Annotated in this window: 19 protein-coding genes and 4 pseudogenes; 15 read left to right on the top strand and 8 right to left on the bottom strand. The window is 53.5% G+C overall.

The annotated features are described in order from the left end of the window. The 3 genes and pseudogenes from GTP23_RS22875 to GTP23_RS21675 form a co-directional block, all read left to right on the top strand. The coding region (locus tag GTP23_RS22875; protein WP_229256233.1) for a hypothetical protein at positions 1-206 on the top strand (206 nt) is incomplete at its 5' end. 124 nt (positions 207-330) lie between these two features. Then, positions 331-531 (top strand): annotated as a pseudogene (locus GTP23_RS21680) (transposase); the annotation flags it as partial. A 268-nt stretch (positions 532-799) separates the two neighbouring features. Continuing rightward, positions 800-1,414: a class I SAM-dependent methyltransferase gene (locus GTP23_RS21675; protein ID WP_161037045.1), complete on the top strand. Its 615-nt coding sequence runs from the start codon at positions 800-802 to the stop codon at positions 1,412-1,414. 255 nt (positions 1,415-1,669) lie between these two features. Here GTP23_RS21675 and GTP23_RS21670 read toward each other — a convergent pair whose 3' ends face one another. The 4 genes from GTP23_RS21670 to GTP23_RS21655 all read right to left on the bottom strand — a co-directional run bounded on the left by GTP23_RS21670 (position 1,670) and on the right by GTP23_RS21655 (position 3,797). Further along, complete coding sequence (locus GTP23_RS21670) at positions 1,670-1,972, bottom strand: hypothetical protein (RefSeq protein WP_161037044.1); 303 nt, start codon at positions 1,970-1,972, stop codon at positions 1,670-1,672. Between the two features lie 368 nt (positions 1,973-2,340). Further along, the gene (locus tag GTP23_RS21665) at positions 2,341-2,751 is read right to left on the bottom strand and encodes a hypothetical protein (RefSeq protein WP_161037043.1); all 411 of its coding nucleotides are present in this window, start codon (positions 2,749-2,751) and stop codon (positions 2,341-2,343) included. Between the two features lie 57 nt (positions 2,752-2,808). Next, positions 2,809-3,336: a hypothetical protein gene (locus tag GTP23_RS21660; protein WP_202412308.1), complete on the bottom strand. Its 528-nt coding sequence runs from the start codon at positions 3,334-3,336 to the stop codon at positions 2,809-2,811. Further along, the gene (locus tag GTP23_RS21655) at positions 3,333-3,797 is read right to left on the bottom strand and encodes a HEAT repeat domain-containing protein (RefSeq protein ID WP_161037042.1); all 465 of its coding nucleotides are present in this window, start codon (positions 3,795-3,797) and stop codon (positions 3,333-3,335) included. The genes GTP23_RS21660 and GTP23_RS21655 overlap by 4 nt, the downstream gene beginning before the upstream one ends. A gap of 578 nt (positions 3,798-4,375) precedes the next feature. Between GTP23_RS21655 and GTP23_RS21650 the strand changes: the two genes are divergently transcribed. Further along, positions 4,376-4,666, top strand: a complete 291-nt coding sequence (locus GTP23_RS21650; protein ID WP_161037041.1) for an H-NS histone family protein — start codon at positions 4,376-4,378, stop codon at positions 4,664-4,666. A gap of 30 nt (positions 4,667-4,696) precedes the next feature. On the opposite strand, the gene GTP23_RS21645 is transcribed toward GTP23_RS21650, so the two are convergent. Both GTP23_RS21645 and GTP23_RS21640 read right to left on the bottom strand, forming a co-directional pair. Further along, positions 4,697-5,323: a tyrosine-type recombinase/integrase gene (locus GTP23_RS21645; protein WP_161037040.1), complete on the bottom strand. Its 627-nt coding sequence runs from the start codon at positions 5,321-5,323 to the stop codon at positions 4,697-4,699. Between the two features lie 179 nt (positions 5,324-5,502). Further along, a pseudogene (locus tag GTP23_RS21640) lies at positions 5,503-5,727 on the bottom strand (transposase); the annotation flags it as partial. Positions 5,728-6,049: 322 nt separating this feature from the next. Here GTP23_RS21640 and GTP23_RS23040 point away from each other — a divergent pair. Beyond that, positions 6,050-7,660, top strand: a complete 1,611-nt coding sequence (locus GTP23_RS23040; protein WP_161037039.1) for a methyl-accepting chemotaxis protein — start codon at positions 6,050-6,052, stop codon at positions 7,658-7,660. A 461-nt stretch (positions 7,661-8,121) separates the two neighbouring features. On the opposite strand, the gene GTP23_RS21630 is transcribed toward GTP23_RS23040, so the two are convergent. Further along, positions 8,122-8,601 (bottom strand): recombinase family protein, encoded by a 480-nt coding sequence (locus GTP23_RS21630; protein ID WP_161037038.1) that lies wholly within the window; start codon positions 8,599-8,601, stop codon positions 8,122-8,124. Between the two features lie 226 nt (positions 8,602-8,827). Here GTP23_RS21630 and GTP23_RS21625 point away from each other — a divergent pair, with 226 nt between their 5' ends. Continuing rightward, positions 8,828-9,127: a hypothetical protein gene (locus tag GTP23_RS21625; RefSeq protein WP_202412307.1), complete on the top strand. Its 300-nt coding sequence runs from the start codon at positions 8,828-8,830 to the stop codon at positions 9,125-9,127. Positions 9,128-9,591: 464 nt separating this feature from the next. Here the strand turns inward: GTP23_RS21625 and GTP23_RS21620 are convergent. Then, a pseudogene (locus GTP23_RS21620) lies at positions 9,592-9,933 on the bottom strand (helix-turn-helix domain-containing protein); the annotation flags it as partial. Positions 9,934-10,219: 286 nt separating this feature from the next. Between GTP23_RS21620 and GTP23_RS21615 the strand changes: the two are divergent. From GTP23_RS21615 to GTP23_RS21575, 9 genes and pseudogenes are all read left to right on the top strand, one after another. After that, positions 10,220-11,296 (top strand): type IV toxin-antitoxin system AbiEi family antitoxin, encoded by a 1,077-nt coding sequence (locus GTP23_RS21615; RefSeq protein WP_161037037.1) that lies wholly within the window; start codon positions 10,220-10,222, stop codon positions 11,294-11,296. A 130-nt stretch (positions 11,297-11,426) separates the two neighbouring features. Then, positions 11,427-12,683 carry an efflux transporter outer membrane subunit gene (locus GTP23_RS21610; RefSeq protein ID WP_161037036.1) on the top strand — a complete coding sequence of 419 codons (1,257 nt, stop codon included), beginning with the start codon at positions 11,427-11,429 and terminating at the stop codon, positions 12,681-12,683. Then, on the top strand, positions 12,665-14,017 hold the full coding sequence (locus GTP23_RS21605; protein ID WP_202412306.1) for an ABC transporter permease: 1,353 nt from the start codon (positions 12,665-12,667) through the stop codon (positions 14,015-14,017). Before GTP23_RS21610 ends, GTP23_RS21605 begins: the two co-directional genes overlap by 19 nt. 649 nt (positions 14,018-14,666) lie before the next feature. Then, positions 14,667-15,155, top strand: a complete 489-nt coding sequence (locus GTP23_RS21600) for a hypothetical protein (RefSeq protein ID WP_161037035.1) — start codon at positions 14,667-14,669, stop codon at positions 15,153-15,155. A gap of 521 nt (positions 15,156-15,676) precedes the next feature. Then, positions 15,677-16,549, top strand: a pseudogene (locus GTP23_RS21595) (IS5 family transposase); the annotation flags it as partial. Positions 16,550-16,911: 362 nt separating this feature from the next. Further along, positions 16,912-18,285 (top strand): sensor histidine kinase, encoded by a 1,374-nt coding sequence (locus tag GTP23_RS21590; RefSeq protein WP_161037034.1) that lies wholly within the window; start codon positions 16,912-16,914, stop codon positions 18,283-18,285. Positions 18,286-18,290: 5 nt separating this feature from the next. Beyond that, positions 18,291-19,025, top strand: coding sequence for a response regulator transcription factor (locus tag GTP23_RS21585; protein ID WP_161037033.1), 735 nt, complete (start codon positions 18,291-18,293; stop codon positions 19,023-19,025). A gap of 152 nt (positions 19,026-19,177) precedes the next feature. Continuing rightward, complete coding sequence (locus GTP23_RS22860) at positions 19,178-19,864, top strand: choice-of-anchor E domain-containing protein (protein WP_229256232.1); 687 nt, start codon at positions 19,178-19,180, stop codon at positions 19,862-19,864. Positions 19,865-19,972: 108 nt separating this feature from the next. Beyond that, the gene (locus GTP23_RS21575; protein ID WP_161037032.1) at positions 19,973-20,884 is read left to right on the top strand and encodes an MHFG family PEP-CTERM protein; all 912 of its coding nucleotides are present in this window, start codon (positions 19,973-19,975) and stop codon (positions 20,882-20,884) included. Positions 20,885-21,669: the final 785 nt, after the last annotated feature.

Genomic DNA, 21,669 nt, shown 5'->3' with positions numbered 1-21,669 from the left:
ACGCCGCTGAGTGGTTCCGTCTTGTTCTTTTCGTCATGCCTTTGCTCCTAAAATCCGGCCTTGCGGCCGCTATTGTGAAGCAAGGCATCCACTTATCCTACTGTCCGAAAAACCGGAACCGCTTCTTCTCTACTGGCTTCGTATCATCGAAAATCCACTCGAAGTATTTCATCACGAGCAGAACTAATTCATACATCAAAAAATGAAACGATTTAGTATCGATGGGAAATTGTGGTCCGTAAAAATAAGAGTACCAGCAACTAATTTCATGAATCGCCACGAGTTCTGTAGACACTCTCCAGCCTATAATTTAGGCCAATAGGAGAAGTGATGAGCAACAAGCGATACACCGACGAATTCAAAGCTGAGGCAGTTAAGCAGGTCACTGAGCGAGGGCATACTGCGGCCGATGTAGCTGCACGGCTCGACGTTAGCGCGCACAGCCTCTATCAATGGATGAAGCGCTTTGGCATCCCACCAGCGGAGCGCAAGGTCTCCGACGACCAGCAAGCCGAAATTCGACGGCTCAAGCCGACGGCGTTCAAATCGTCACCGACACTACACAAGTAATGTCAAACTTTACCTTTGCTGAAACCACTGCGAGTCGTCTTGGGCACGAAATGGTAGATATTATATTGAGCACGCAGGAGCCCACCGCAGAATAGAGAGGCCATGCAATGCCTGTGGCCTAGCAAACACCAGGGTAAGCTGATGAAGCTGTGCAACTAAGCAGCCAGGTCCCATTGCTGAATTCCCAAAAATGGCATAATCAGAAGACTAGAGCTACTCGGGGAGTAAGATGGATAACAAACGTCACTGGGAAGGTGTCTACGAAACAAAGTCTCCTGACGCGGTCAGTTGGTATGCTCCACACCTCCATAAATCCATCGAGCTTATTGAAAAAAGTGCGCCTTCTCGGAATGCTGCCATTATTGACGTTGGAGGAGGAGAGGCAACTTTAGTTGATGACCTATTTGCGCGGGAGTATCGCGACCTAACGGTGTTAGATATTTCAGAAGCTGCAATTAATGTCGCAAAATTGCGGTTAGGTGAGGCAAGCAAGCAAATACATTGGCTTGCGGCGGACATCACGAAAGTTCAGCTTCCTGAAAATCGCTACGATATATGGCACGACCGCGCTGTCTTCCACTTCCTGACTGAGCCCGAACAACGGCTTGCTTACGTAAAACAAGTCACCCGTGCTATGCGAACTGGAGGTAGCGTCATTGTTTCAACCTTCGGTCCCCAAGGCCCTCTTAAATGCAGTGGCCTTGAAATAGTGAGATATGATGCAGACGCGTTACATGATGAATTCGGGGCAAAGTTTAGTATGGTCGAAAGCTGTGTTGAGTTACACCAGACGCCATTCGGTACAACACAGCAATTCATCTATTGTATGTGCCGTATAGACTAACCGCCCCAAGACGTGTCACCCAACGTTTGCAGTTTGCAAATAGATGGAGCTCTCCTTGCGCGGTAGAACCCTGCCCGGCAGGAGAATCAGAGCGATAAAAACGTCCCTCACTGTTCTTGGTGTCAACTACACCAAAAAAATCGCCTCACATGAGAGCAGATAACCAGGGCACGGAGGCATCGCTTCGCCGTATAGTCATAGAATAGGTATCCATAAAACCAATTAGTAACCGGCATTCCAAGTAGCCCCGAATGACTAATTGCGAATGTAGTTGCGACACATTGCCAACAAACGCTCCAAACTATCAGCATCATCGCGTTGAAGTAGCAGCTCTACAACTTGTTCAACTTGAATTCGGCTTGGAACAATCTCAATTGGGCTGTTAGTCATCCACCCGACAAGCAACTTCGTCAATGAGTCTACGGGCAGCGTCTTCACCTGTTTACGAGTTGGTACTTGAGTATGATATTCAAAACCTTTTCGCTGCGGCTGTTCCCTTAACTTTGCGGCTTCCATGTTTTCAACCGGGACGCCAAATGTATCAAAATCGTCTTGCATGACATACCTTATTCGCGAAGAACGCAATCACACTAACATACTTATGATGAAGGTGTCTTGATGCTGGGCATCTAAGTGCGTATTTCACAGTTACTGGATGGGCTGTTCGACGACATGGACAACTTAAGTCCGGCAACGTGAACACTCGCTTGCAAGATATTGGCAGTCGCTTTGCTTAACCGGCGGCTGCCGCCCCTGAGCAGCCATTCAAGAAGAAATGTTTACGTACGTAGCCGCGAGCAAAAACATGCACAGAAGCAGCCACAGCGCCTTTCGTACAACGGAATAGCGCTTGGCCGCTATTGGAGCAAGGACATTCAAAATTAGGTCCGCGAGCATTTTTTTCCTTTAACAGCTTATGGCCGATATCAGCGCTGAGGAATGCTTGCTGCCCACGCATCCCAATATGCTTTACTGGCTGCGGCAAGCTCATCGACTGAAACTGCATCACCTGAATCAAGATAAATCGATACAGCTCCATAGGATACTTTGAGCGAACCCATTACGCAGTTTATAACGACTGGATGAGTGCCCTCTTCAACGCCAAGGATTTCAGGCTCAAGCCTAACTATTTCATCAAAATCCTCGACCGGCGAAGAGTCGTATTCTTGATAAACTAACTGGTCGCAATAAGACAAGACGACTTTAAATCCTGTGCCTTCGCCCGGGAATTGTTGCCGCAAGTAGCGAATTGATACTTCTATTGAGACTGTACCTGGAATTTTTCCTGCGATGGACGTAATTCCACCGTCATGCAGTAACCCCCAGAAGTCTTCCATCTTCATCCCAACGTTATTTATTCCGAGCGTCCGGTAATGGCCGAATCGAGGCATTCACTATATCTCAGAGGAGTGGCGAATAGCCTTTTCATACTGCGAAGGCTCGAAACGGAATGGGCCTATTTCTTCAAATATCCAAGGATCTTCGTAGCCGTTCTCGTAGGCGAAATCCGACCAGATCACTTCACCAGCGCGTCTCTCTACCATTACCGAAAATCTTCCACAGCCGATATCACCGCACTCAGGACAAATATATATTCCGACGCGCCGTTGCTGAGAGCCAGTGTCAACCTTAAGTAAGAGCTCATTTAAAGCTTGTGCTTTGGCTTCGGCGAAACCACGAACAAAACAGCCCATGAAGTCGCCATGTCCGCCATTCATCGTAACAAGGCGGGCTAACAAAGACGTACCATCCACCAAGAAATCTGCGGAATCGCGCTGTACTGTAGTGGCTCCGTTCACTGAGGATCCTGGGCGATGCAGGTTGACGTGGCTCAGCGTTGCAAAGGACATTGATAAATCTCGTTTCGGGGTTTTAAAAAACTTTACTTGCAACAGGCAGCTTTTGGCCGTGTGCGGCATCATACGGCGGAGTCCTCTGGATTGACGGTCCAGAATGACGTGCCTGAATGGCTGCGGTCGATGAAGTAGTGATGATTTTTCCGTTTGATCGCATCTATCGCAGCTACCGCATCTTCAGCAGTTTTCGCGTCCGGATGTTCTAACAATTCCTCCAAGTGAGGAATCGCATCGGGTCGCAGGGAGTATGCACAAACACCACAGGCGCGATAGCGAACCAATGTCGCTTTGTCTTTAAGAGCACGAATACCAAGTTCAAACGCAGCTTCTGAATCGCGTGCAAATCGAATAGCGTGAAAGATTAGAGCTACACGACCTTGCGCTTTTTTTGTGCTGCCGTAGGCATCGGCCAAAAATGGGACAACACCTGCTCCAAGAGGACGCAACAAGGTCCAAGCGGCTTCTTGCTCAACTACGCTGGCCGTGTCCAGCCTCTTTACCAACTCTCTTATTTTCAAATCATCCATTGGCTACTTTTTATTTCACGTGGCTGCTATTGGCCGTATTCAACCAGTGAAAGAGGATATCAGCTTGCCCCTCCCCAAAATACGCGAAATCTCACTAGTCTGTGCATACTAGTCAATTGAATGCCAATAATGACGCGCAATGAGCGTCGATTGTGACCATTGCGGAGTTGCTGGACGGCAATCAGGATATCTTATGAGGAAGCGCTTGCGGCGAATGGTGTGCTTATTCACCGCAAAATATGCGGCGAATAGAACCTGTAGACAAGAAAAACACGGGCAGGATTGTTCCAGGTATGCCGACATGTAGAAATGAAATCTTCTCGTTACCGACTTGTTGGCTGTAGTGGACGGCAAAGTATCTTCTTAATGTAGCGAATTCGCCCCTTGGGGGGGGCAAGCTTTAGCGGTCTCTGTTGCAGAAAAAATTGTCCATTACCGCCGAAATACTCACCAATAGGTGTCGTTGCTGGGATAGTATTTTTGATAGCCTTAAAAGGCATACCTTACTCTTCCGTTCAACAGAAAAAAGATTAGGGCTTGTACAATCAACGCATCGCCAATGATTTTAGGGATCTTCAATGTCTACCTATCAGGATTATCAAAAGCAAATCGCTGAGCTCCAAGCCAAAGCTGAAGTCGCGCGGCTAAATGAGATTTCAGAAGCGAAGGCAAAAATTCGGGCAATTATGAACGAATATGGTTTGACTTTAGCTGACATCGGTGGAAGTCCCAAATCGATGCCTAAGGCCTCGCGCAAGCCTGTAGAAATCAAATATAAAGATGCGGCAACAGGCGCCACTTGGACAGGTCGTGGACGCGCTCCTAAGTGGCTTGCGGGTAAAGATAAAAGCCAATACCTGATCCGATGAAAGAATTTGGTGCGCGTCCATATGGCAATATCAAGCATCTGTTTGCTCGGCCATTTCAAGCGCATCATCTACCTCAATGCCTAGGTATCGCACAGTGCTCTCAAGTCGTGTATGCCCCAACAGCAGCTGCACAGCGCGCAGGTTCTTCGTACGACGATAGATGAGCGTGGGCTTGGTTCGTCGTAAAGTATGTGTGCTGTACGCCGTTGGATCCAAGCCAATTTCATCAAACCATTGATGTGCTATTCGCGCATATTGTCTAGTTGATATATGTGGTGATCCACTGATTCGACTCGAGAATAGATAATCATCGTGCCGCAATCCGGCAACATTAATCCATTCAAGCAAGCTCTTTCTGGTGCCTGCCGTTAGCTCAAATTGAACGGGCTGCTTTGTTTTTTGCTGCATCACAGTCGCCCGATTTGCTACATGATTGCCGTGAACCACATCGAGTACGCGTAGTTGTACCAAATCACAGCCCCGCAGCTTGCTGTCTATAGCGAGATTGAAAAGTGCCAGATCGCGCTGGCGCCCGTAGATTTCAAGCCTGACCCGAATAGCCCAGATTTCACTGATGCGCAGCGGCATCTTCTGGCCTACTAGCTTGCCTTTGTTCCATGGCGAATTGTGCTCTGAAGCATAAGTCTTGGTGTTCATAATCGACCTCCCTGTGTTGGAGCTCCACTATGCGCCGACTTCATCAATAGGGTTGTTCCTGTAGCGTTAGAATTCGAGGATTTTCCTTCTGGGCAAAATGTTATGCTAATTCTCAGGCTGCAGTCGGCCAGGAGCGGACGATTGCGAATGAATGTTTTCAAAGCCACGGCTGACCACTACAGACTCAGTTCAGCAACCGGCTTCTTCAGCCTCGAGTTCTCGTCCTGCAGAATCTTAAGCTCTCGTACGCCTTCGGATTGCATGCCGCCGTACTGCTTCTTCCAGCGATAAAAAGTCTGCTCAGAAATGCCAAGTTGCAGGACAATATCGCCGACCGCCATGCCCAGCTCGGCCTGCTTTAAGACGGATACAATTTGTTCTGCCGGAAAATGTTTGCACGTCATGGTCAAGTCCACAAAGGAATTATTGACCGAAAACTCGCGCCAGAATGTGTCTATTTTCGCCAATGCAGATCAAAATCGTCGACTAAATCAAAAATCACCAAGCACGTCTAAGACAAAACTGCGAATCTGGTGACTGCCCTACCTGAAAATACCACAGCATGTTGATCCCACCATGACATGCCAGATGAACGCAAGTAGTATAGAAGTTCATTGAGACAGCATTCGCAGAGACCATCAATAGAGCTATTTAGAATTAGTAGATCTGAGTGTCGTTAATCTCTTCACACCACCTTAAGCTTCTGATCAATTGAGGAATCAAAGCATGACTTTTGCAAAAAAACTATATGTTTTGTTAGCGGCGGCAGTTATGGGTATGTGTGCCGTGGGATTAATCAGTTATTTACAGATCTCGACTGTGTTTGAAGCTGCAAACTATGCTAACGTCAACACCCTTCCGAGCGTGGAGCAACTTGATAACGTCGACGAGGCCTTTGGCCGCATGCGCATTGACACCTGGAAGCATCTTGCTACCAGCGATCAAAGCGAGCGCGACCAAATCGCCAGCGACATGGCCAACGCCGAAGCCAAAATTCGCGATGCCCTGACGCGTTACGAAAAGGAAGACATCTCAGACGAGCAAGATCGTGTTTTGCTCAGTGGAGTCAGGCAGACAATTGCCGATTACTATCTTGCACGGGACAAGGTTCTGAAGCTATCCGCATCAGGCGACGTCGAACAGGCCCGTAAAGCGCAGTTGAGCAATCAGGAGATCATCGCCCGTGCCGATCGTGCCATATCTGATCATCGCGCTTATAACTTCAAACTTGCTGATGAGGGCTCGAAGCGGGCCGAAAGTGTACACGCCAGATCCACTTGGATTTCTATCGCGATCACCGTGCTATTCGCGGTCGGCATCGCAATCGCCGGCCATTTCTTGATCGATCGTCTGTCCAATGCGCTCAAAAGCGCGGTCAAGATTGCTGATGAAGTCGCAGCAGGTGACCTGACCCGCGAAGACATAAGCAGCGGGTCGGACGAAGTTGGGCAATTACTGGCAGCGCTCAATCTCATGAGCAGCAAACTGAACACTATTATAGGCGAGGTACAGGAAGGCGCGACTGCTATCCAGACCGCTTCTCATGAAATCGCCAGCGGCAATATGGATCTGTCGGCGCGTACCGAACAGCAAGCCGGCGCCTTGGAGGAGACTGCTGCGTCCATCGAGGAGTTGACCAGCACGGTTCAGAACAACGCAGAATCTACCACGCAGGCCCGGCAATTAGCCAATGAGGCAGCAGAAACCGCGATCCAAGGTGGTGAAGTTGTCGCACAGGTAATCGAGACCATGGCAGCGATAAACGCCTCGTCCGTACGGATAGTCGATATCATCTCGGTCATTGACGGAATCGCATTCCAGACCAATATTCTGGCATTGAACGCCGCTGTAGAGGCGGCGCGGGCGGGTGAACAAGGTCGTGGGTTTGCGGTAGTAGCGACCGAAGTACGCAATCTGGCCCAACGCTCCGCTAGTGCAGCGAAAGAAATCAAGATGCTCATTGATGACTCCGTTGCACAGGTCAGCCAAGGGGATGAACTAGTCCACAAAGCCGGCGCAGCGATGGAGCGATTGGTAGAAGGTGTCAACAACGTCGCGCGCATCATCGGCGAAATTGCCGATGCCGGAATTCAACAGAGTTCGGGACTGCATCAGGTAAATCAGGCGGTAGGGGAAATGGATTCATTTACCCAGCAGAATGCGGCGCTCGTTGAACAATCGGCCGCCGCCGCAACAGCTATGAGCGAGCAGGCACAGAATCTGAATCAGTTGATTGGACAATTTACACTTCGAGCTGGCACAAACCACGCCACAATGACGAAGCATTTACCACGAAAAGCCGCCAACGCTGCTTTGGGGTACACCCCGTCGACCTAAACTGCTCGGATCAATACGCGATTCGCTAGGGATTACTCCAACCGCAGATGCTTAGCATATGCTGATTTCCGAGGCCGGAATCAGCATATAACATGGCATGTTTTATAGTTGCATGGCCACCGCTACCCTTGATGAAATGCTAGGCTGTTCTAAATTTGAACTGTAGCAAACGTTATACTTGTTGTGATGCACGGAGGAACTATGGGACTGTCTAGGGCAACGAATTATCGAGGCTACATTGTCAAAACTTTAGTTCAGCCGAGTCAGCCCCCTACTGCTGGGTTCATAGGGTACGTCAGTATTGAAATCGACAGCGATCAAATCGTAACGGATCACACCGATATCATGTCTCATTTTAGCTTTGCGGAAACGGCCGCGAGACAACTTGGGCATGAAATGCTGGACTTGATACTGGGAGCGCCTAATGGCTATCGTTAGCCGCCTCTACCCTAACACTACCGTTAATCAGCAGCGTATACCTTTACTGAAAGTTCTCTGCTGAAGTCAGCAGCAGCAATCCGTTTAAGGGCTTTGATTATTGAAGCATAGGGTGAACCATCGTTTTCGAATACCTCAGCGCAGTACGCTACGTTCACACCATTGATCCGGCAAAGGTATTCGTAATAAGCACTTTCATCGATATCCTGAAACCGTCCCCATCTGGTAACGTCATAGACGAGAATAAAAGCGAAGTCATGATTTTGCTTTACGTCTTCAATGAGCCGACACAGCCCAGGCCGTCCCCTCTTTGTTAATCCACTCTTGCCCTCGTCCTCATATACCTTAACCAACGTCAGTGAACGTTCTTCTGCGTATTTCTCGATGGTGTCTAGTTGGTTCCGAGTGAAATACTCCTGACGCTTAGTCGACATGCGCACATAGGCTACCGCTCGACGATCCAATGCGGCCGGTTGGATTGATTTCGGAATGTTGCGCCGCATTTTTTAATATCCTCTCTCCCGCTGAATAGTAGAGACAGACTAGCGCCTTTTCCGGCAATGTCAAAAAGTGAAGTGCAAGGTGTAGCGGAACAGCCTGCTCACAAAGAAGCGATGCGGCAAACGGAAGGCCGTGGCTGTTTATTAATTCTCGGGCAGCCCAGCACAGCTTCAGTAATTTGGGATTCATTCTTTTAGTATGAGAGCCTAGGCTTACATCGCGTTGATCATGCTCAACTGGGAATGGATCATCCAGTGTTCTTTAGATAGCGGAAAGCAAGTAGTACGGGTTACGCGCGACACGGACTCTGGTGCCATTTATGATGGCAACTCTTATTTGAATGATTGGCTCAAGAAGGAATTCAGCGAGCGAGCTAGCAAGAAGAGGAAAATCATTCTTACTGATAAGTTGTCGGTAGGGCTAAAGATAGTTCACGCGGCGGTGATCAAGGAAATGGAAGAGGAAGAGGAGAAGTTGCTGGCGGAAGTCCATGCTGATTTCGAGGACCTGACCAAATCTGGTGGCTAGCCAATCACTTATCCGGGTAGGAAACTGGTTGAGGCGACTCCCCCCAAGTCAGTTCTTTTCGCGATACCTATTTATCGCGAAGGTCCGATTTGGGGCATTTCCGCTCGGCGTGACAATTCGTGAGCTTTCCAAAAGGTTAAGGTGCTACCCTTTGAGCCTTAGGCCGGCAACGGCCATAGCCGCCGGTAGATGTTCGCAAAACATTAAGCTGGAGCGCTAATGTCTATCCCTAAAATTGGAGAACTAGATGTTTTCTTTTAAGAGTCTTGTACGTGCCGTCCTGATTCTATTGGCACTCTGTAGTGCTGTGTTCTCAATTGCTGCTGATGAGCAGAGTGCAACTCAACCAGGTATTCATTTCAATTTCGATTTTGAGACGGCTAGGATTGTCAGTAAGGCTGTAAGCACTGGCGATTTTGATGAGGCTGCTCTCTCCGTGTGCGTTTGCGCGCTGAATTGACCCACTCAGTTTGACCCTCCCTCCACTGTCTGGCGAACGCCGCGACTCTGTCGTAAGACCCCTTAAAACCCAAATTGATAAGCTCCTGGTGAAGCTGCTTGAGGCTGCGCCTCTGCTTTCGGGATTTGGCCGCCTCAGTCTTGAGCCAGGCTGAAAGCTGGAAGGCGTAAGGATCGATTGCGCTGGTGGATTGGCGCTCCGCATACGCGGGCTCGGTGATTTCCGACCGCAAGTAGCGGCGGACGGTGTTGCGGGAGATGCCGAGCCTCTTCGCGATTTCCCTCAGCGGGACCTGGTCACGAAGGTGCCAGCGTCTAATAATTCCTAGTAATGCCACGTCAATCACTCCGATCCCCTACTCGTTCTGATGAGTAGGATTGTGTGCTAAACGTGGGTCAATTTTCGATGCAAATTATGCTGCAAAGTGGGTCAGTTTTCGGTGCAAATCAACAGACTTAAACTGTCTCAGTGGTGCGACGGTTTTTGGGCACAACCTTGGGCAGAGTATTAGCTGAGGATTAATATTTATCGTCACAATCTGATTGGGATTGCGCTAAATTAGCTGCGCAGATAAACTAACGGATATTGCTAAAGAAAAGCAATCTCACTTTATTTATCTGCGCAGATAAACTATGTCTATCCTTGAAAAAAATCTTGTCGAATCGCTACGCATGGCTCTGGCCAGCGCGGGCATAGAAGTCGACGAGCCGATGTTCGACGTTCCCTACCGCGGCGGCAAGCTCGATTGTCTGTTGCATATCAGCTCGCCCTATGGTCGCAGGCGTCTGGCCGTCGAGTTGTTGCGCCAAGCCTATCCGAGAGACATCCGCGATGCTGCCTGGCAACTCCAAAGTTTCCTAAAGGATAACGACGAAGCCAAGGACATCATCCCTGTGGTGGCCGCGGAGCATATCAGCGAAGGTGCGAAGGACGACCTGCGTCACCACAAACTCGCGTATTTCGAAGCCTGCGGCACGTTTTATTTGCGGCACAAGGAATGGCTCATCGATATCCAGCGCCCTTCCAGACCCAACGCCCGTCGCAGCGAAGTGCCCCTTTTTACCGGCGCCAGGGAGCAAGTCATCTTGGCCTTGCTCGTGGAACGCCACAATTTTAGGAGCGGCCTGGAACTGGCAAAGCTGTCGGAGACGTCGACCTACACCGTGTCAACTGTGCTTTCGGAACTGGAGCGCAAGGAATGGATTGAGAGCGAGGGAAGCGGCCGGACGCTCCGTCGTAGGCTATCCCAGCCGACGGAATTGCTGGACGCGTGGGCGGAGGCGTGGACGCAGCGCAAAGACATTAAAACGAAGTGGTATTGCTTTATGTCCAATCCCGCCAATATGCTCGAGCAATTCTTCGAGAAACTGGACAACTCACTGATGGGGAGAGACGACGGTGTCTTTACTGGCGCCGCAGCGGCGAACCGCATCACTCCGCATCTCACACGAACGGATACAGTCGAACTTGTCATTCCTCCTGGTAAAGCTGGACTATATGAATTTTCGCTCAAGTTGAAGCCGGTGGACAAGGGAGCCAACGTCACGCTGATCGAACGCACCGGCGCTAGCTTTCTGTTTGCCGACAAAAAAACATCTTCCCAGCCCCGGTTGGCCAATCCTTTTATCCTGTATCTTGACTTGCTGGATGGCAAAGGTCGAAACAAGGAACTTGCTCATCAACTTCGCCTAAATGAACTAGGAATCTGAATATGGCCACTACAGGAAAACCCCAAACAGCCGAAGGCTACGTCACCGCTCAAACCGTGGCCTGCGAGCGGGTATCGGTTTCGTTTTCCAGAGCTTCAACCTGCTTCCCGCGTTATCGGCCACCGAGAATGTGTCCATTCCCTTGCTGTTGCAGGCCACGCAAGACAATCTCGATCTGGCGCGCGCGCGGGCCATGCTGCGCGCGGCGCGTGCTAGGCACGGCCTGGTTGAGGCATCGCGCTACCCCCGGCTTGGCGTGGCTGCTTCTGCGGCGCGTGCCCATGAGAGCGCCAATGTCCCGAGTACGGCGCAGGGCCAGCCTGGCGAGACGGACAACCTGTTTCAGCTCGGTTTCGACGCCAATTGGGAAATTGACTTGTTTGGCGCCCGTCAGCATGAGCGCGACGCTTCGGCGGCGGACCTTGGCGCCGTTCAGGATGACACTGCTGCGGTTCGCCTGAGCGTTCTGGCCGAGGTGGCGCGCAACTACGTCCAGCTGCGCGGCATCGAGGCACAAATTGCGCTGGCGCGGCAAAGCGCCATGACCGCCGATGAAGCGAAGACATTGGCGCACAGCCGCCTTACGGCAGGTATCGGCACCGAGTCGGAGCTCTTAGCCGCCAAGGCGGACTTGGCTGCAGCACAGGCCGCCATCGAGCCACTCGACGCCACCCGCAAGGTGACGCAGCACCGTCTGGCCGTCTTGACCGGCAGCACGCCCGGCGAGATCGAGCGCGAACTTGAGGCCGGCCAAGCCATCGCTACCGTGCCCGCCACACTGCCCGGCGATCTTCCTTCCGACCTGCTGCAGCGGCGCCCCGACATCCGCGCTGCCGAACGCCGCCTGGCTGCGGCAACGGCGCGTACCGGCGCCGCGCAAGCCGACTGGTATCCCCGCTTTTCGCTGCAGGGAGACATCGGACTCGCCAGCGCGGCGTTGGGCAGCCTGCCCAACGCCGCCAGCCGCACCTGGAGCATCGGGCCATCGCTGTCATGGCCCATTCTGCGTGCCGGCCAGATTACAGCAACGGTGGCAGTGCGCGACGCAGAACAGCAGGCCGCCTTGCTGGCTTATCGTCAGGCCATCCTGATGGCCATGGAAGAAGTCGAAGATGCGCTGGCCACCTACCGCCATGAGCAACTACAGCATGCACGACTGCTTGCGGCGGTCGTTACTGCACGCGACAGGGTCGCCCTGGCGCAATCGAATTTTGACGGGGGAATGAGCGACTTCCGCAGCGTGTTGGCGGTAAACCAGTCCCTGGGCGAGGCGCAAAAGGCGCTGGTACATAGCGATATCGCGCTAGCGACGGAGTGGATTGCCATTCATAAGGCGCTGGGCGGCGACTGGTGTGAGGGGGGCAAGGCATGCGTCACGTCGCACTGAAAATGCTGGGCGGCGATCGCGTCAAGTACGCCGCATTGATCCTGGGGGTTGCCTTTACCGCCTTTCTGGTCACGTTTGCGGCATCCTACTTCTGCGGCTTCATGACGCGCGGCTTCGCCCTGGTGAGCGAAACCGGCGCGGACATCTGGGTCATGGACCCGGCGGTCGATTCTGTCGAGCAGACTACCAATTTGCCCAATTGGGCTCTGGACCGGGTACGTTCGATACCCAGCGTGGCCACCGCCACACCGATGCTGCTGGGCTCGGCCGAGGTGCGCTTCCCGAACGGACGCTTCCAGCCGTTCCAGGTGATCGGCATCGACGGCGCGACGCTGACTGGCGCGCCGTCGTATCGCCAGCTGGACGTTCGCGCCCTGCGCAAGCCAGGTGCGGTGATCGCCGATACGGGCGGTACGGAGGACAAATTGCTGGCTCCGGTCTCTGCCGGCGATGCCTGGCCCAGCAATGGCCTGCCGAGACTGAGCGCGCCGCTCAGGATGCTGCAGACCGGCGATACGTTGGAGGTAAATGATCACCGGGCTGATGTTATTCACGTATCGTCCAGTCATCCGCGCTACCCGGCGCGGCCGCTGCTGTATATGACGATTGGCAACGCGCGCCAGATGCTGCTGCCAGAGCGACGGCAACTGACCTTCGTGCTGGTCAGCGCGGCACAGGGCAGCGATGCGCACGAACTTGCCCGGCGCATCCGGCGTCAGACTGGATTGAAAGCACTGACGGCGGACGACTTCAAGGCCAATACGGTACGATGGTATCTGGTCAACTCGGAAGACGTTGGCGATGTGATGTCCATGCTGACCTTGGCGATTGCGGTCGGCTTTGGTGTCACTGGAGTGATGCTTTACATGTTCACCAGCGAACACCTGCGGCAGTATGCGGTGCTTGGTGCTTTAGGCGCCACGCCGCGAACCTTGATGATGATGGTCTTTCTACAATCGGGCACCTGTGGCTTACTTGGCACGGGGATAGGCGTCGGGGCTTGTGGTATTGCCGGCCTCCTGCTACGCGGCGGCGATTACCCATTCCGTATGCTGTGGTTCACTCCGCTTACTGGCGGCGCGATCGTCGTCTTGATCGGCATCGTCGCGGCTATTCTCATCAACCCGGACACTCATTCTCATCTCAATCTGTACAGCCGATGGCACTTGAAGTCGGACAGCAACTCTCCTGTACGTACACCCCACGTCGCAAATGATTCGGAGGGCAGGCCTCCTCGTCGAATTGTGAAAATGCGTGATATTTTCATTTCAGTAAGCTGGTATCCTGCTGCGTTAGGCCGAGATCGGCCAGAAGCTTCCGTTGAATTTTCTTAGAAAACGGATACCCCTGAATATTTCTTTCATTCCCATTTTGTTGATGACCACCCTAGCAGCGTCGGGCTATGCATGTGCTGGCGAAGGGTTAAATGGATTGAAAATGCCCGCCCTATATACTGAATTAATTTTTATTTTATAACCTCGTTTGCAGGAAAATTTACATGGGCGTCTATACCGTACTGCGCTGTCCAATCTGCAGAAGAGACCTAGCCACTAGATCATTGCTTGGATATGGGATCGGTAGACCGCTGGAGCGGTGCGCATGCGGTATAGTCGTCGATCTCAGTAAGACACAGAACGAGTGGTCGGCGATGGGGACAGGAAACAGGGTCCGGATCGTAATTGAGATGCTTATCCATGTTGCATGGATTGGGTTTGTCCTTGCTGGTATGGCGGTTGGTCGGGCCAAGATCATGCATGCATCACTACTTACGATTTGTCTTGCTTCGGTAATGGGCTTTTTAATTCCGTTAGCATGCTTTGGTGGGCTACTGTTGTATCGAATCGGCCGTTCGAATCGTCGAGTAAATTTTAGCGCGAGATGAGTTTCAATAACGATTTTGGAGCGAATCACATTTGGCTAGTTGCTAAGTTTTGGCCATGAGCCGCCGTCCAGTTGACGTTCTTTGTTTTAAAAGGATCGAATATGGCTGCCACGAAGCGTCCACAGAATAAGTGCAAAAAATGTGGCTACACCTGGTATCCGAGGGGGGCGCATATTTCGTTGAAATGCCCATCTTGTGGCAGCTCTGAAGTTGGATTTGCCGGGCCCGGCGTCGGCATATTGGCTCTATTCGTGATCGCGGTGATGGTATTCGGCGGCAGCAAAAAAGAAGCGCCTGCAGAAGCGCCATCAGCGCCGCCAGTCAATGCTAAATTGCCAGCCGTAGCAAACCGTCAACAAGTCACTCAGGCGCGTGCCGCAGCAGCGCAGTCCGATCCGCCAACCGACATTAGCAATGCACGTGTTGATACTGAGAAAGGTGATGCGAAGGTGGATACTTCAGCATCTAGTGAATGTGTTGAGGGCAACGAGGGGAAGCCTTCGGAGTGCTCGACTTCTGATTGCGCGAATAGTATGCCGGCATCACAAAAGTGTCAGCAGAAACGAGCGCCTCAAAACGAGCTTTATTGAGTCCAGTAAAGCCGGATGAAAGCAGAAGTAAATTCCATTCGGTACGACGGGCTCACGTCATGCAAAGCAATTTTGCTCAAAAATCGAAGTAAAAGTGCAAAAAAAATTTTACCTTTCGGGCTTCGACAAATAATTTATTAAAAAACAGAGACTTAACAGCATATGCAAAGTAATTATGCAAAATTGCCGATGTGCGGTTATGGTTGTCTTTTGGATATCTATAAATAGGCGCTTGGAACAGCGCGCAAGCGCCAGGTTCGCCGCTCCAATGTCGTGACGCCCAATATTCAAAGCGCCCCCCGTTTCGGTGATCGCGTAGGTGAAGCGCAACTATGTGAAACTAGGCGCCATGCGGGTCTCCGGCTGGTTGAGAACAATTTAGCAGACTTACTTGGAAATTCACGGATATGACAGAATTACTTCGCTGATGATCGAAGTAAAAATGCTAAAATATTTTACGATGACCAATAGAATCAATTAGTTACGGAATCGTACCTTTTGCAGATTTACTTTGAGTGACGGTGGTTAAGCCGCAGAGCTTTCAGAAAGTCATCGTCGACAGTACGGTGCAGGAAAAGGCTATCGCCCATCCAACGGACAGCAAGTTGCTGGAGCGGGCCAGGCGGCAATTAGTCCAGTTCGCCGTCGAAGCTGGGCTGACGCTGCGCCAGAACTACAACCGCGCAGCGCCGACGCTGGCGGTGCAGATCGGGCGATATGCCCATGCCAAACAGTTCAAACGCATGCGCGGCAGCCTGAAAAAATTGAAAACCATTGTCGGTCGCGTCTGGCGCGATGTGGAACGCCAACTGGACCATGCACCCGAAGCGCTCAAGCAGCGCGGCTGTGAATTGCTGCCCAAAGTCGAACGCTTGCTGACACAAAAGCAGCCCGACAAGAACAAGCTCTACAGTCTGCATGCGCCGGAGGCCGAATGCATCGGCAAGGGCAAAGCGCGCCAGCCATATGAGTTTGGTGTGAAGGTATCCATCGCCACCACACACAAGGAAGGGCTGGTGGTGGGTATGCGCACCATGCCTGGCAATCCCTACGACGGCCATACTTTGCTGGAAACGTTGGAACAGGTAGCGATCCTGACCGATTGCCAGCCCAAGGAGGTCTTTGTCGATCTGGGCTATCGCGGCGCGGACGTACCGCCAGGCACCAAGGCTTACCACCACAAGCTCAAACGCGACATCACGCAACGTTTGCGCCACGATATCCGGCGCCGCAGTGCCATCGAACCGGCCATCGGGCACATGAGGAATGATGGTCGGTTACGGCGCAATTGGTTGAAAGGCGCCGATAGCGACGCTTTCCATGCGCTGCTATGCGGTTGCGGCCACAACCTGCGCATGATTCTGCGGAAGCTGCGGCTTCTTTTTGGCCTGATCACGGGCGGGCCAATATGGATGCCCCTGCTGCTCGTGGCGCTGCACCGATTCCTAAGCTCAGACGAGGCCACTCTGCCGGATGCACCGTCCAGTCCTGGTGCACATTGGCCGCTGGGTGCCAATGGAATTTGAATTATTCAGACCGGACTAAATATCAATATAATCGGCAAATTGCTACATTTCTAGTAGCAAGATAATAATTATTCTATGTTCCTGCGTAATTCAAGATTATTACTGCGCGACTGGCATTAATCCGTCTACCGCCCCTAATGGCGACCTAAGAATGGCATAGGAATTAATTTATTTGTGCAATAAAATCGCTGCAATGCTACATTCCGGCACCAGCCTTCACCCGCGCAATGATGGATACACCTACCGCCAGCCTCGCCCTCGCCATTACCCAGCTCTGTATATCCTTCATCATGGTCGGGGTATATTTCGCCGCGCCCACCGAACGCCACACGCGGCTGTGGGCGCAGTTCGGCGTCTGCAGCGCCGTCGGCATGACGCTGATCGTGCTCAGTGCCTCCGGCCCGCCGGGGCCGATGCTGGTGATCGGTAACATTCTGCTGATTGCGGCCTGTTTGCAGGTCTGGGCCGGACTGCGCGCATTCTTCGGCCACACCACCCGCTACAGCGCCTACGCACTGGGCATGGGGTTCGCGCTGATCTACACTCTACTCATAGCACTCGAAGCTGCGCTGGCCACCCGTCTGCTGTTCAGTAGCGCCAGCCTGATACTGATATTCCTGCTATGCCTGCAGACCCTGCTCGTCTGCGCGCACGATCACAGCAGCGCACGCCATGCGTATGCACGCCGCATGGCCATAACCGGTCTCTGCCTGCTGCTGATGGGGCATATCGGCCGCATCGTCTTGCTGCTCACGCAGCAAGAGGGTACCGTACAGGCCGCGTTCTCGCAGTTGAATGCGCTGCTGGTCTACCTGATACCGCTAGCGGGCACCGTACTGTTCTTCCCCGCCCTGCTGCTGCTCAATTTCGAACGCATCAAGGATCAGTTGCTGCTTTCGCTCGATGCGCGACAGGATGCGCTGGAGACCCAGACCCGCTTTGTCGAAATGTTCTCGCATGAATACCGCACCCCTCTGGCCATCATTCGTACCAATCTCGACATTCTGCATAGCAAACTGCAAACGGGCAGCGCTAGCACCGGCCATAATCTGGAGAAGATGCAGCGTGCCGTGGGCAGGCTAGTCGAAGTGGCCGAGACGGCCGTCCGCAGTGAACCGCGCGAAGATGGCAAGATAGGCCCGATCCGCGCACCGCTCCAGTTTCCGCAACTGCTGCAGGAAGTGATTGCCGAAGCAGCCCAGTTCTGGAGCGAGAAAGCACCCCAGATCAGTTTCGACAGCGCACAGGACTACACCATCATCGGCGACCGCGCGTTGCTCAAGACAGCCGTGCTGAATCTGCTCGATAATGCCATCAAATACGGCCCGCCCGCCGGTCAGGTCGGGCTGCAACTGAGCCAGCAAGGCAACTGCCTGCGCCTGCTGATCACCGATCAGGGACCCGGCATTCCCGAACATGAACTCGATCTGGTGTATGGCAAATACTATCGCGGTAGCCGTACCCGTCTGGTCGCCGGCAGCGGCATGGGGCTGTATCTGGTGCTGCGCATCATCAGCCAGCATGCTGGCGGGGTCGGCCTGGCCAACCGTGCCGAAGGCGGTACCGCCGTGACCATCACCCTCCCATTGTCCACGCAGGAGTAAGCAGTTTGAACGAACCTATCAAAGTACTACTGGTAGAGGACGATCCTGACCTGCGCGACAGCGTGGTGGAATGGATGGAAATCCATGGCACGCCCGTGACGGCGGTGCGTAACGCTGCCGAGTTCTATCAGGCCTTGTCGCATCAGCAGTTTCATGTCGCCGTGATCGATGTGGGTCTGCCCGATCAGGAAGGCTATGTACTGGCCGAATATACGCGTGCCAATACCCGTATGGGCATCATCATCCTGACCGCACGCAGCACCCTGGACGACAAGTTGCGCGGCTACCAGTCTGGTGCCGATATCTTCATGGTCAAGCCGGTAGATTGCCGCGAACTGGCCGCCGTGGTGCACAGCATGGGCGCACGGGTAACGAGCGCTGCACCAGCTGAGGCCACCGCCGTGGCAGCAGTGGCGCCAACCGAACACTGGCACATGTCCGCAACACTGTGGGAATTGCGACTGGGCGACAGTGCAGCGATAAAGCTGAGCCAGAAGGAACTGCAACTGATGGAAATGCTGGCCGCCCAGCCCGGCGCCGCCGTGCAGAAACGCATCATCCTGACCCGGCTTTACCAGCGCGACGACTATTCCAGCAGCCGTTCGCTGGATACGCTGGTGCGCCGCCTGCGTGCCAAAATTGTCGCCAGACTGGGCACCGAGCTACCGCTGCGTACCGTTCATGCAGTGGGCTACTGCTTCGCCGCCGAGATCAGCATGGAGGACGTGGAGCCAGTTTGAAACAACTGGTCACACGGCCAGCGATGTCACATTCGGTCACATCTGGTCAGGATTGGTGGTTTGCCCGCCAGCTAGGGCACCACCTATTATGGAAATGTCACTTTTAGTTATTTTTCTTTACGACATTCCACCACTCCTGTTCCGAGGTTTCCATGAAAAAAATCCTGCTCGCGCTCGCCACCACCAGCCTGTTTGCCGCCACCAGCGCGCAAGCGACCGTCATTTCCTACGATGTCAGCAAAGCCAGCACCGTTACCAACTGGACCGATAGCCTCAGCGTCAGCAAATTTGACAGCAAGCTCGGCAACCTCAATTCGATTACCTTCCAGCTAGGCGGCAGCGTTTCCGGTGCGGGCAGATCCGAATCGCTGGACGCTGCGGCCAGTACCGTGACTCTGTCGCTCAGCTCGCTGCTGACCCTGACCCGTCCGGACGGCACGACCATCGTTGTCACCAATCCTGTGTTCAGCAACGCTTACTCGCTGACCGCTTTCGACGGCGCAATCGACTTCGCTGGCACGTCGGGCGCAGCAACCGGAGCCGTTAGCAGCAGCCACACCGAGACCAAAATCTCCACCTCAGCCAGCGACTTCGCCCTGTTCTCGCAGGCTGGTGGCGGCAGCCTGACCCTGTCGCTGCGGGCAGCCGGTCTGTCCAACGCGTCCGGCGCGGGCAATCTGATTTCGCAATTCAACACCGAAGCGGGCGGCAACCTGAAAGTCACTTATGACTACACCGCCGCCGCACCAGTACCTGAGCCGGAAACCTACGCCATGCTGATCGGCGGTCTCGGTCTGCTGGGTCTGGTACGTCGTCGCGCTGCCAAACAGGCAGCCTGATAACGCCGCCGCCACGGCTGCCTAAACGGCGGCCGGTGCGGCACTTCGCCGGATCGCCCGCACTGATCACAGCCGGGCGATCAGCACTTTGATGCCGTAAGCTTTTCTATGTCGATTATTTTCGCCCTCGCACTCGCTAGTGCCAGCGTGGCACCTGTCGAACCGCCCTGTTCGTGGGACCACCCGGGGCGCAACCCTTATCGCGGCAGCATTTCCGCCGCCATTGACCGCTATACCGATATTCCGCCAGAGATCGCCCGTACCCTCAAGCGACGCATGGCCGAACACCAGCCGGACGACAAGGTCATCATCACGCGCGACGCCATCAGCGGGCGCGAACAATACGAGACGCAGATCCGCGACATGCATTTTGGCGCTGCCTCGGTCTGCCACAGCGTCAGCCGCGCCGGCTGGAGTACCATCCGGCGCGAACCGGCCAGCGTCTATTGCGTGGGCAGTGTGTGCATACTGGTGCCTAGAATCTGCGGCAATATCAGTCGCATTACCCGCATCGAAGCTCCGCCCCATAGTAGCGCCGACCACGCAGGTGCGGCGCCATCGCAAGCACCGGCAGGTACGACAGCGGTGGCGCCAATCCGGCGCACAGCGGCTGGTGCGCCGACACCGGCCGCCGCTCTGGCCGCAACCCTGCACCCCGTCTTGCCGCCGGTAGCAGATGCGACACCGCCAGCCAGTCTGCCCATATTCGAAATCAGCGAACCGGCTGCTCCGGCCACAGTGAGCACCGCAGATCCCGACAGCAGCGGGCGCAATCGCCTGCCCGGCCGTACTCCAGCGACTTGGCAGACTATCGACGCAGCGTGGCATAACCCCGGCCGCGATGGTGGTGCTGGTGGTGCTGGTGGTGCTGGTGGTGCTGGTGGAGGTGGCGCTGGTGGCTCGAATGGCGGCAGCAGCCCCTCGCCCGTGCCGGAGCCCAGTGCAGGCCTTATGCAGCTAGCCGGCCTGGCTAGCCTTGCGCTGCGGCAGCGGCTGCGCCGGCGCAGCCAGCAAACCTGAGCGGCACACCGGCCGCTGTTGCGCCCCGCGCTATCCGCCCACAATACCGGCCAGATGTAGCGCGGCTTTGTTGCACAAATCCCTATCGCGAGCGTCTAAGCTTGCGGGGTAAACTGTCAGCATGAGCGCCCCTGCGAAACCGTCATGCAAAGAAATTTTGCTCAAAATTCGAAGTAAAAGTGAAAAAAAAATTTTACCTTTCGAGCTTCGATAGATAATTTATTAAAAAACAATGACTTAACAGAATATGCAAAGTAATTATGCAAAATTGCCAATGTGCGGTTATGATTATCTTTTTGATATCTATACATAGACGTATGGAATAGCGCGTAAGTGCGCCAACCTAAAGCTGTGGCCAAGAAATTTACCCGTTCTCCCAGTAAACGCGGTCGTTTTAGCTTCAAATAGCTATACATTTAGGTTCAGTTAAAACCGAGTTTTCCCTTCCCGTCCGGCAATTGTCACCTAAACGTTGAGCCAAGCTGTTGGTACATAGTTGGTGACGGAAATGTTAGGCCACCGTGTGGATCGGTGCTCGTGACGGAAATGCCTGGCCAGATTGTATTCGTCGTGCGACTTAAAGGTTGGGCTGTCGTGACGGCTACCTGCCAAATTCACCATGAGCTTGGTACGACGATTCGTGAGGAGGGCACTATCGTGCACCACGTCCTATCCGAACCTTGCGTCTTTGACGGTTGATCGAAGCTTAACGCATCCTTTGAAAAGCATCAGGGTGGCGATCAATTATTCGGCGCCAGGTACCTCCCACGCGGCCCACCGAAGGC

The organism is Duganella fentianensis (genome assembly GCF_009857835.1).
Classification (GTDB): domain Bacteria; phylum Pseudomonadota; class Gammaproteobacteria; order Burkholderiales; family Burkholderiaceae_D; genus Rugamonas; species Rugamonas fentianensis.
This window is presented reverse-complemented; position numbering and strand designations above follow the sequence as displayed.

What these genes read in the sequence shown, in the direction of transcription:
- GTP23_RS21660 (WP_202412308.1), bottom strand. Translation starts at nt 3,336, where the DNA reads ATGATGCCGCACACGGCCAAAAGCTGCCTGTTGCAAGTAAAGTTTTTT.
- GTP23_RS21615 (WP_161037037.1), top strand. Translation starts at nt 10,220, where the DNA reads ATGTCTATCCTTGAAAAAAATCTTGTCGAATCGCTACGCATGGCTCTG.
- GTP23_RS22860 (WP_229256232.1), top strand. Translation starts at nt 19,178, where the DNA reads ATGAAAAAAATCCTGCTCGCGCTCGCCACCACCAGCCTGTTTGCCGCC.
- GTP23_RS23040 (WP_161037039.1), top strand. Translation starts at nt 6,050, where the DNA reads ATGACTTTTGCAAAAAAACTATATGTTTTGTTAGCGGCGGCAGTTATG.
- GTP23_RS21605 (WP_202412306.1), top strand. Translation starts at nt 12,665, where the DNA reads ATGCGTCACGTCGCACTGAAAATGCTGGGCGGCGATCGCGTCAAGTAC.
- GTP23_RS21670 (WP_161037044.1), bottom strand. Translation starts at nt 1,972, where the DNA reads ATGCAAGACGATTTTGATACATTTGGCGTCCCGGTTGAAAACATGGAA.
- GTP23_RS21645 (WP_161037040.1), bottom strand. Translation starts at nt 5,323, where the DNA reads ATGAACACCAAGACTTATGCTTCAGAGCACAATTCGCCATGGAACAAA.
- GTP23_RS21650 (WP_161037041.1), top strand. Translation starts at nt 4,376, where the DNA reads ATGTCTACCTATCAGGATTATCAAAAGCAAATCGCTGAGCTCCAAGCC.
- GTP23_RS21600 (WP_161037035.1), top strand. Translation starts at nt 14,667, where the DNA reads ATGGCTGCCACGAAGCGTCCACAGAATAAGTGCAAAAAATGTGGCTAC.
- GTP23_RS21625 (WP_202412307.1), top strand. Translation starts at nt 8,828, where the DNA reads ATGCTCAACTGGGAATGGATCATCCAGTGTTCTTTAGATAGCGGAAAG.
- GTP23_RS21590 (WP_161037034.1), top strand. Translation starts at nt 16,912, where the DNA reads ATGGATACACCTACCGCCAGCCTCGCCCTCGCCATTACCCAGCTCTGT.
- GTP23_RS21655 (WP_161037042.1), bottom strand. Translation starts at nt 3,797, where the DNA reads ATGGATGATTTGAAAATAAGAGAGTTGGTAAAGAGGCTGGACACGGCC.
- GTP23_RS21675 (WP_161037045.1), top strand. Translation starts at nt 800, where the DNA reads ATGGATAACAAACGTCACTGGGAAGGTGTCTACGAAACAAAGTCTCCT.
- GTP23_RS21665 (WP_161037043.1), bottom strand. Translation starts at nt 2,751, where the DNA reads ATGGAAGACTTCTGGGGGTTACTGCATGACGGTGGAATTACGTCCATC.
- GTP23_RS21575 (WP_161037032.1), top strand. Translation starts at nt 19,973, where the DNA reads ATGTCGATTATTTTCGCCCTCGCACTCGCTAGTGCCAGCGTGGCACCT.
- GTP23_RS21630 (WP_161037038.1), bottom strand. Translation starts at nt 8,601, where the DNA reads ATGCGGCGCAACATTCCGAAATCAATCCAACCGGCCGCATTGGATCGT.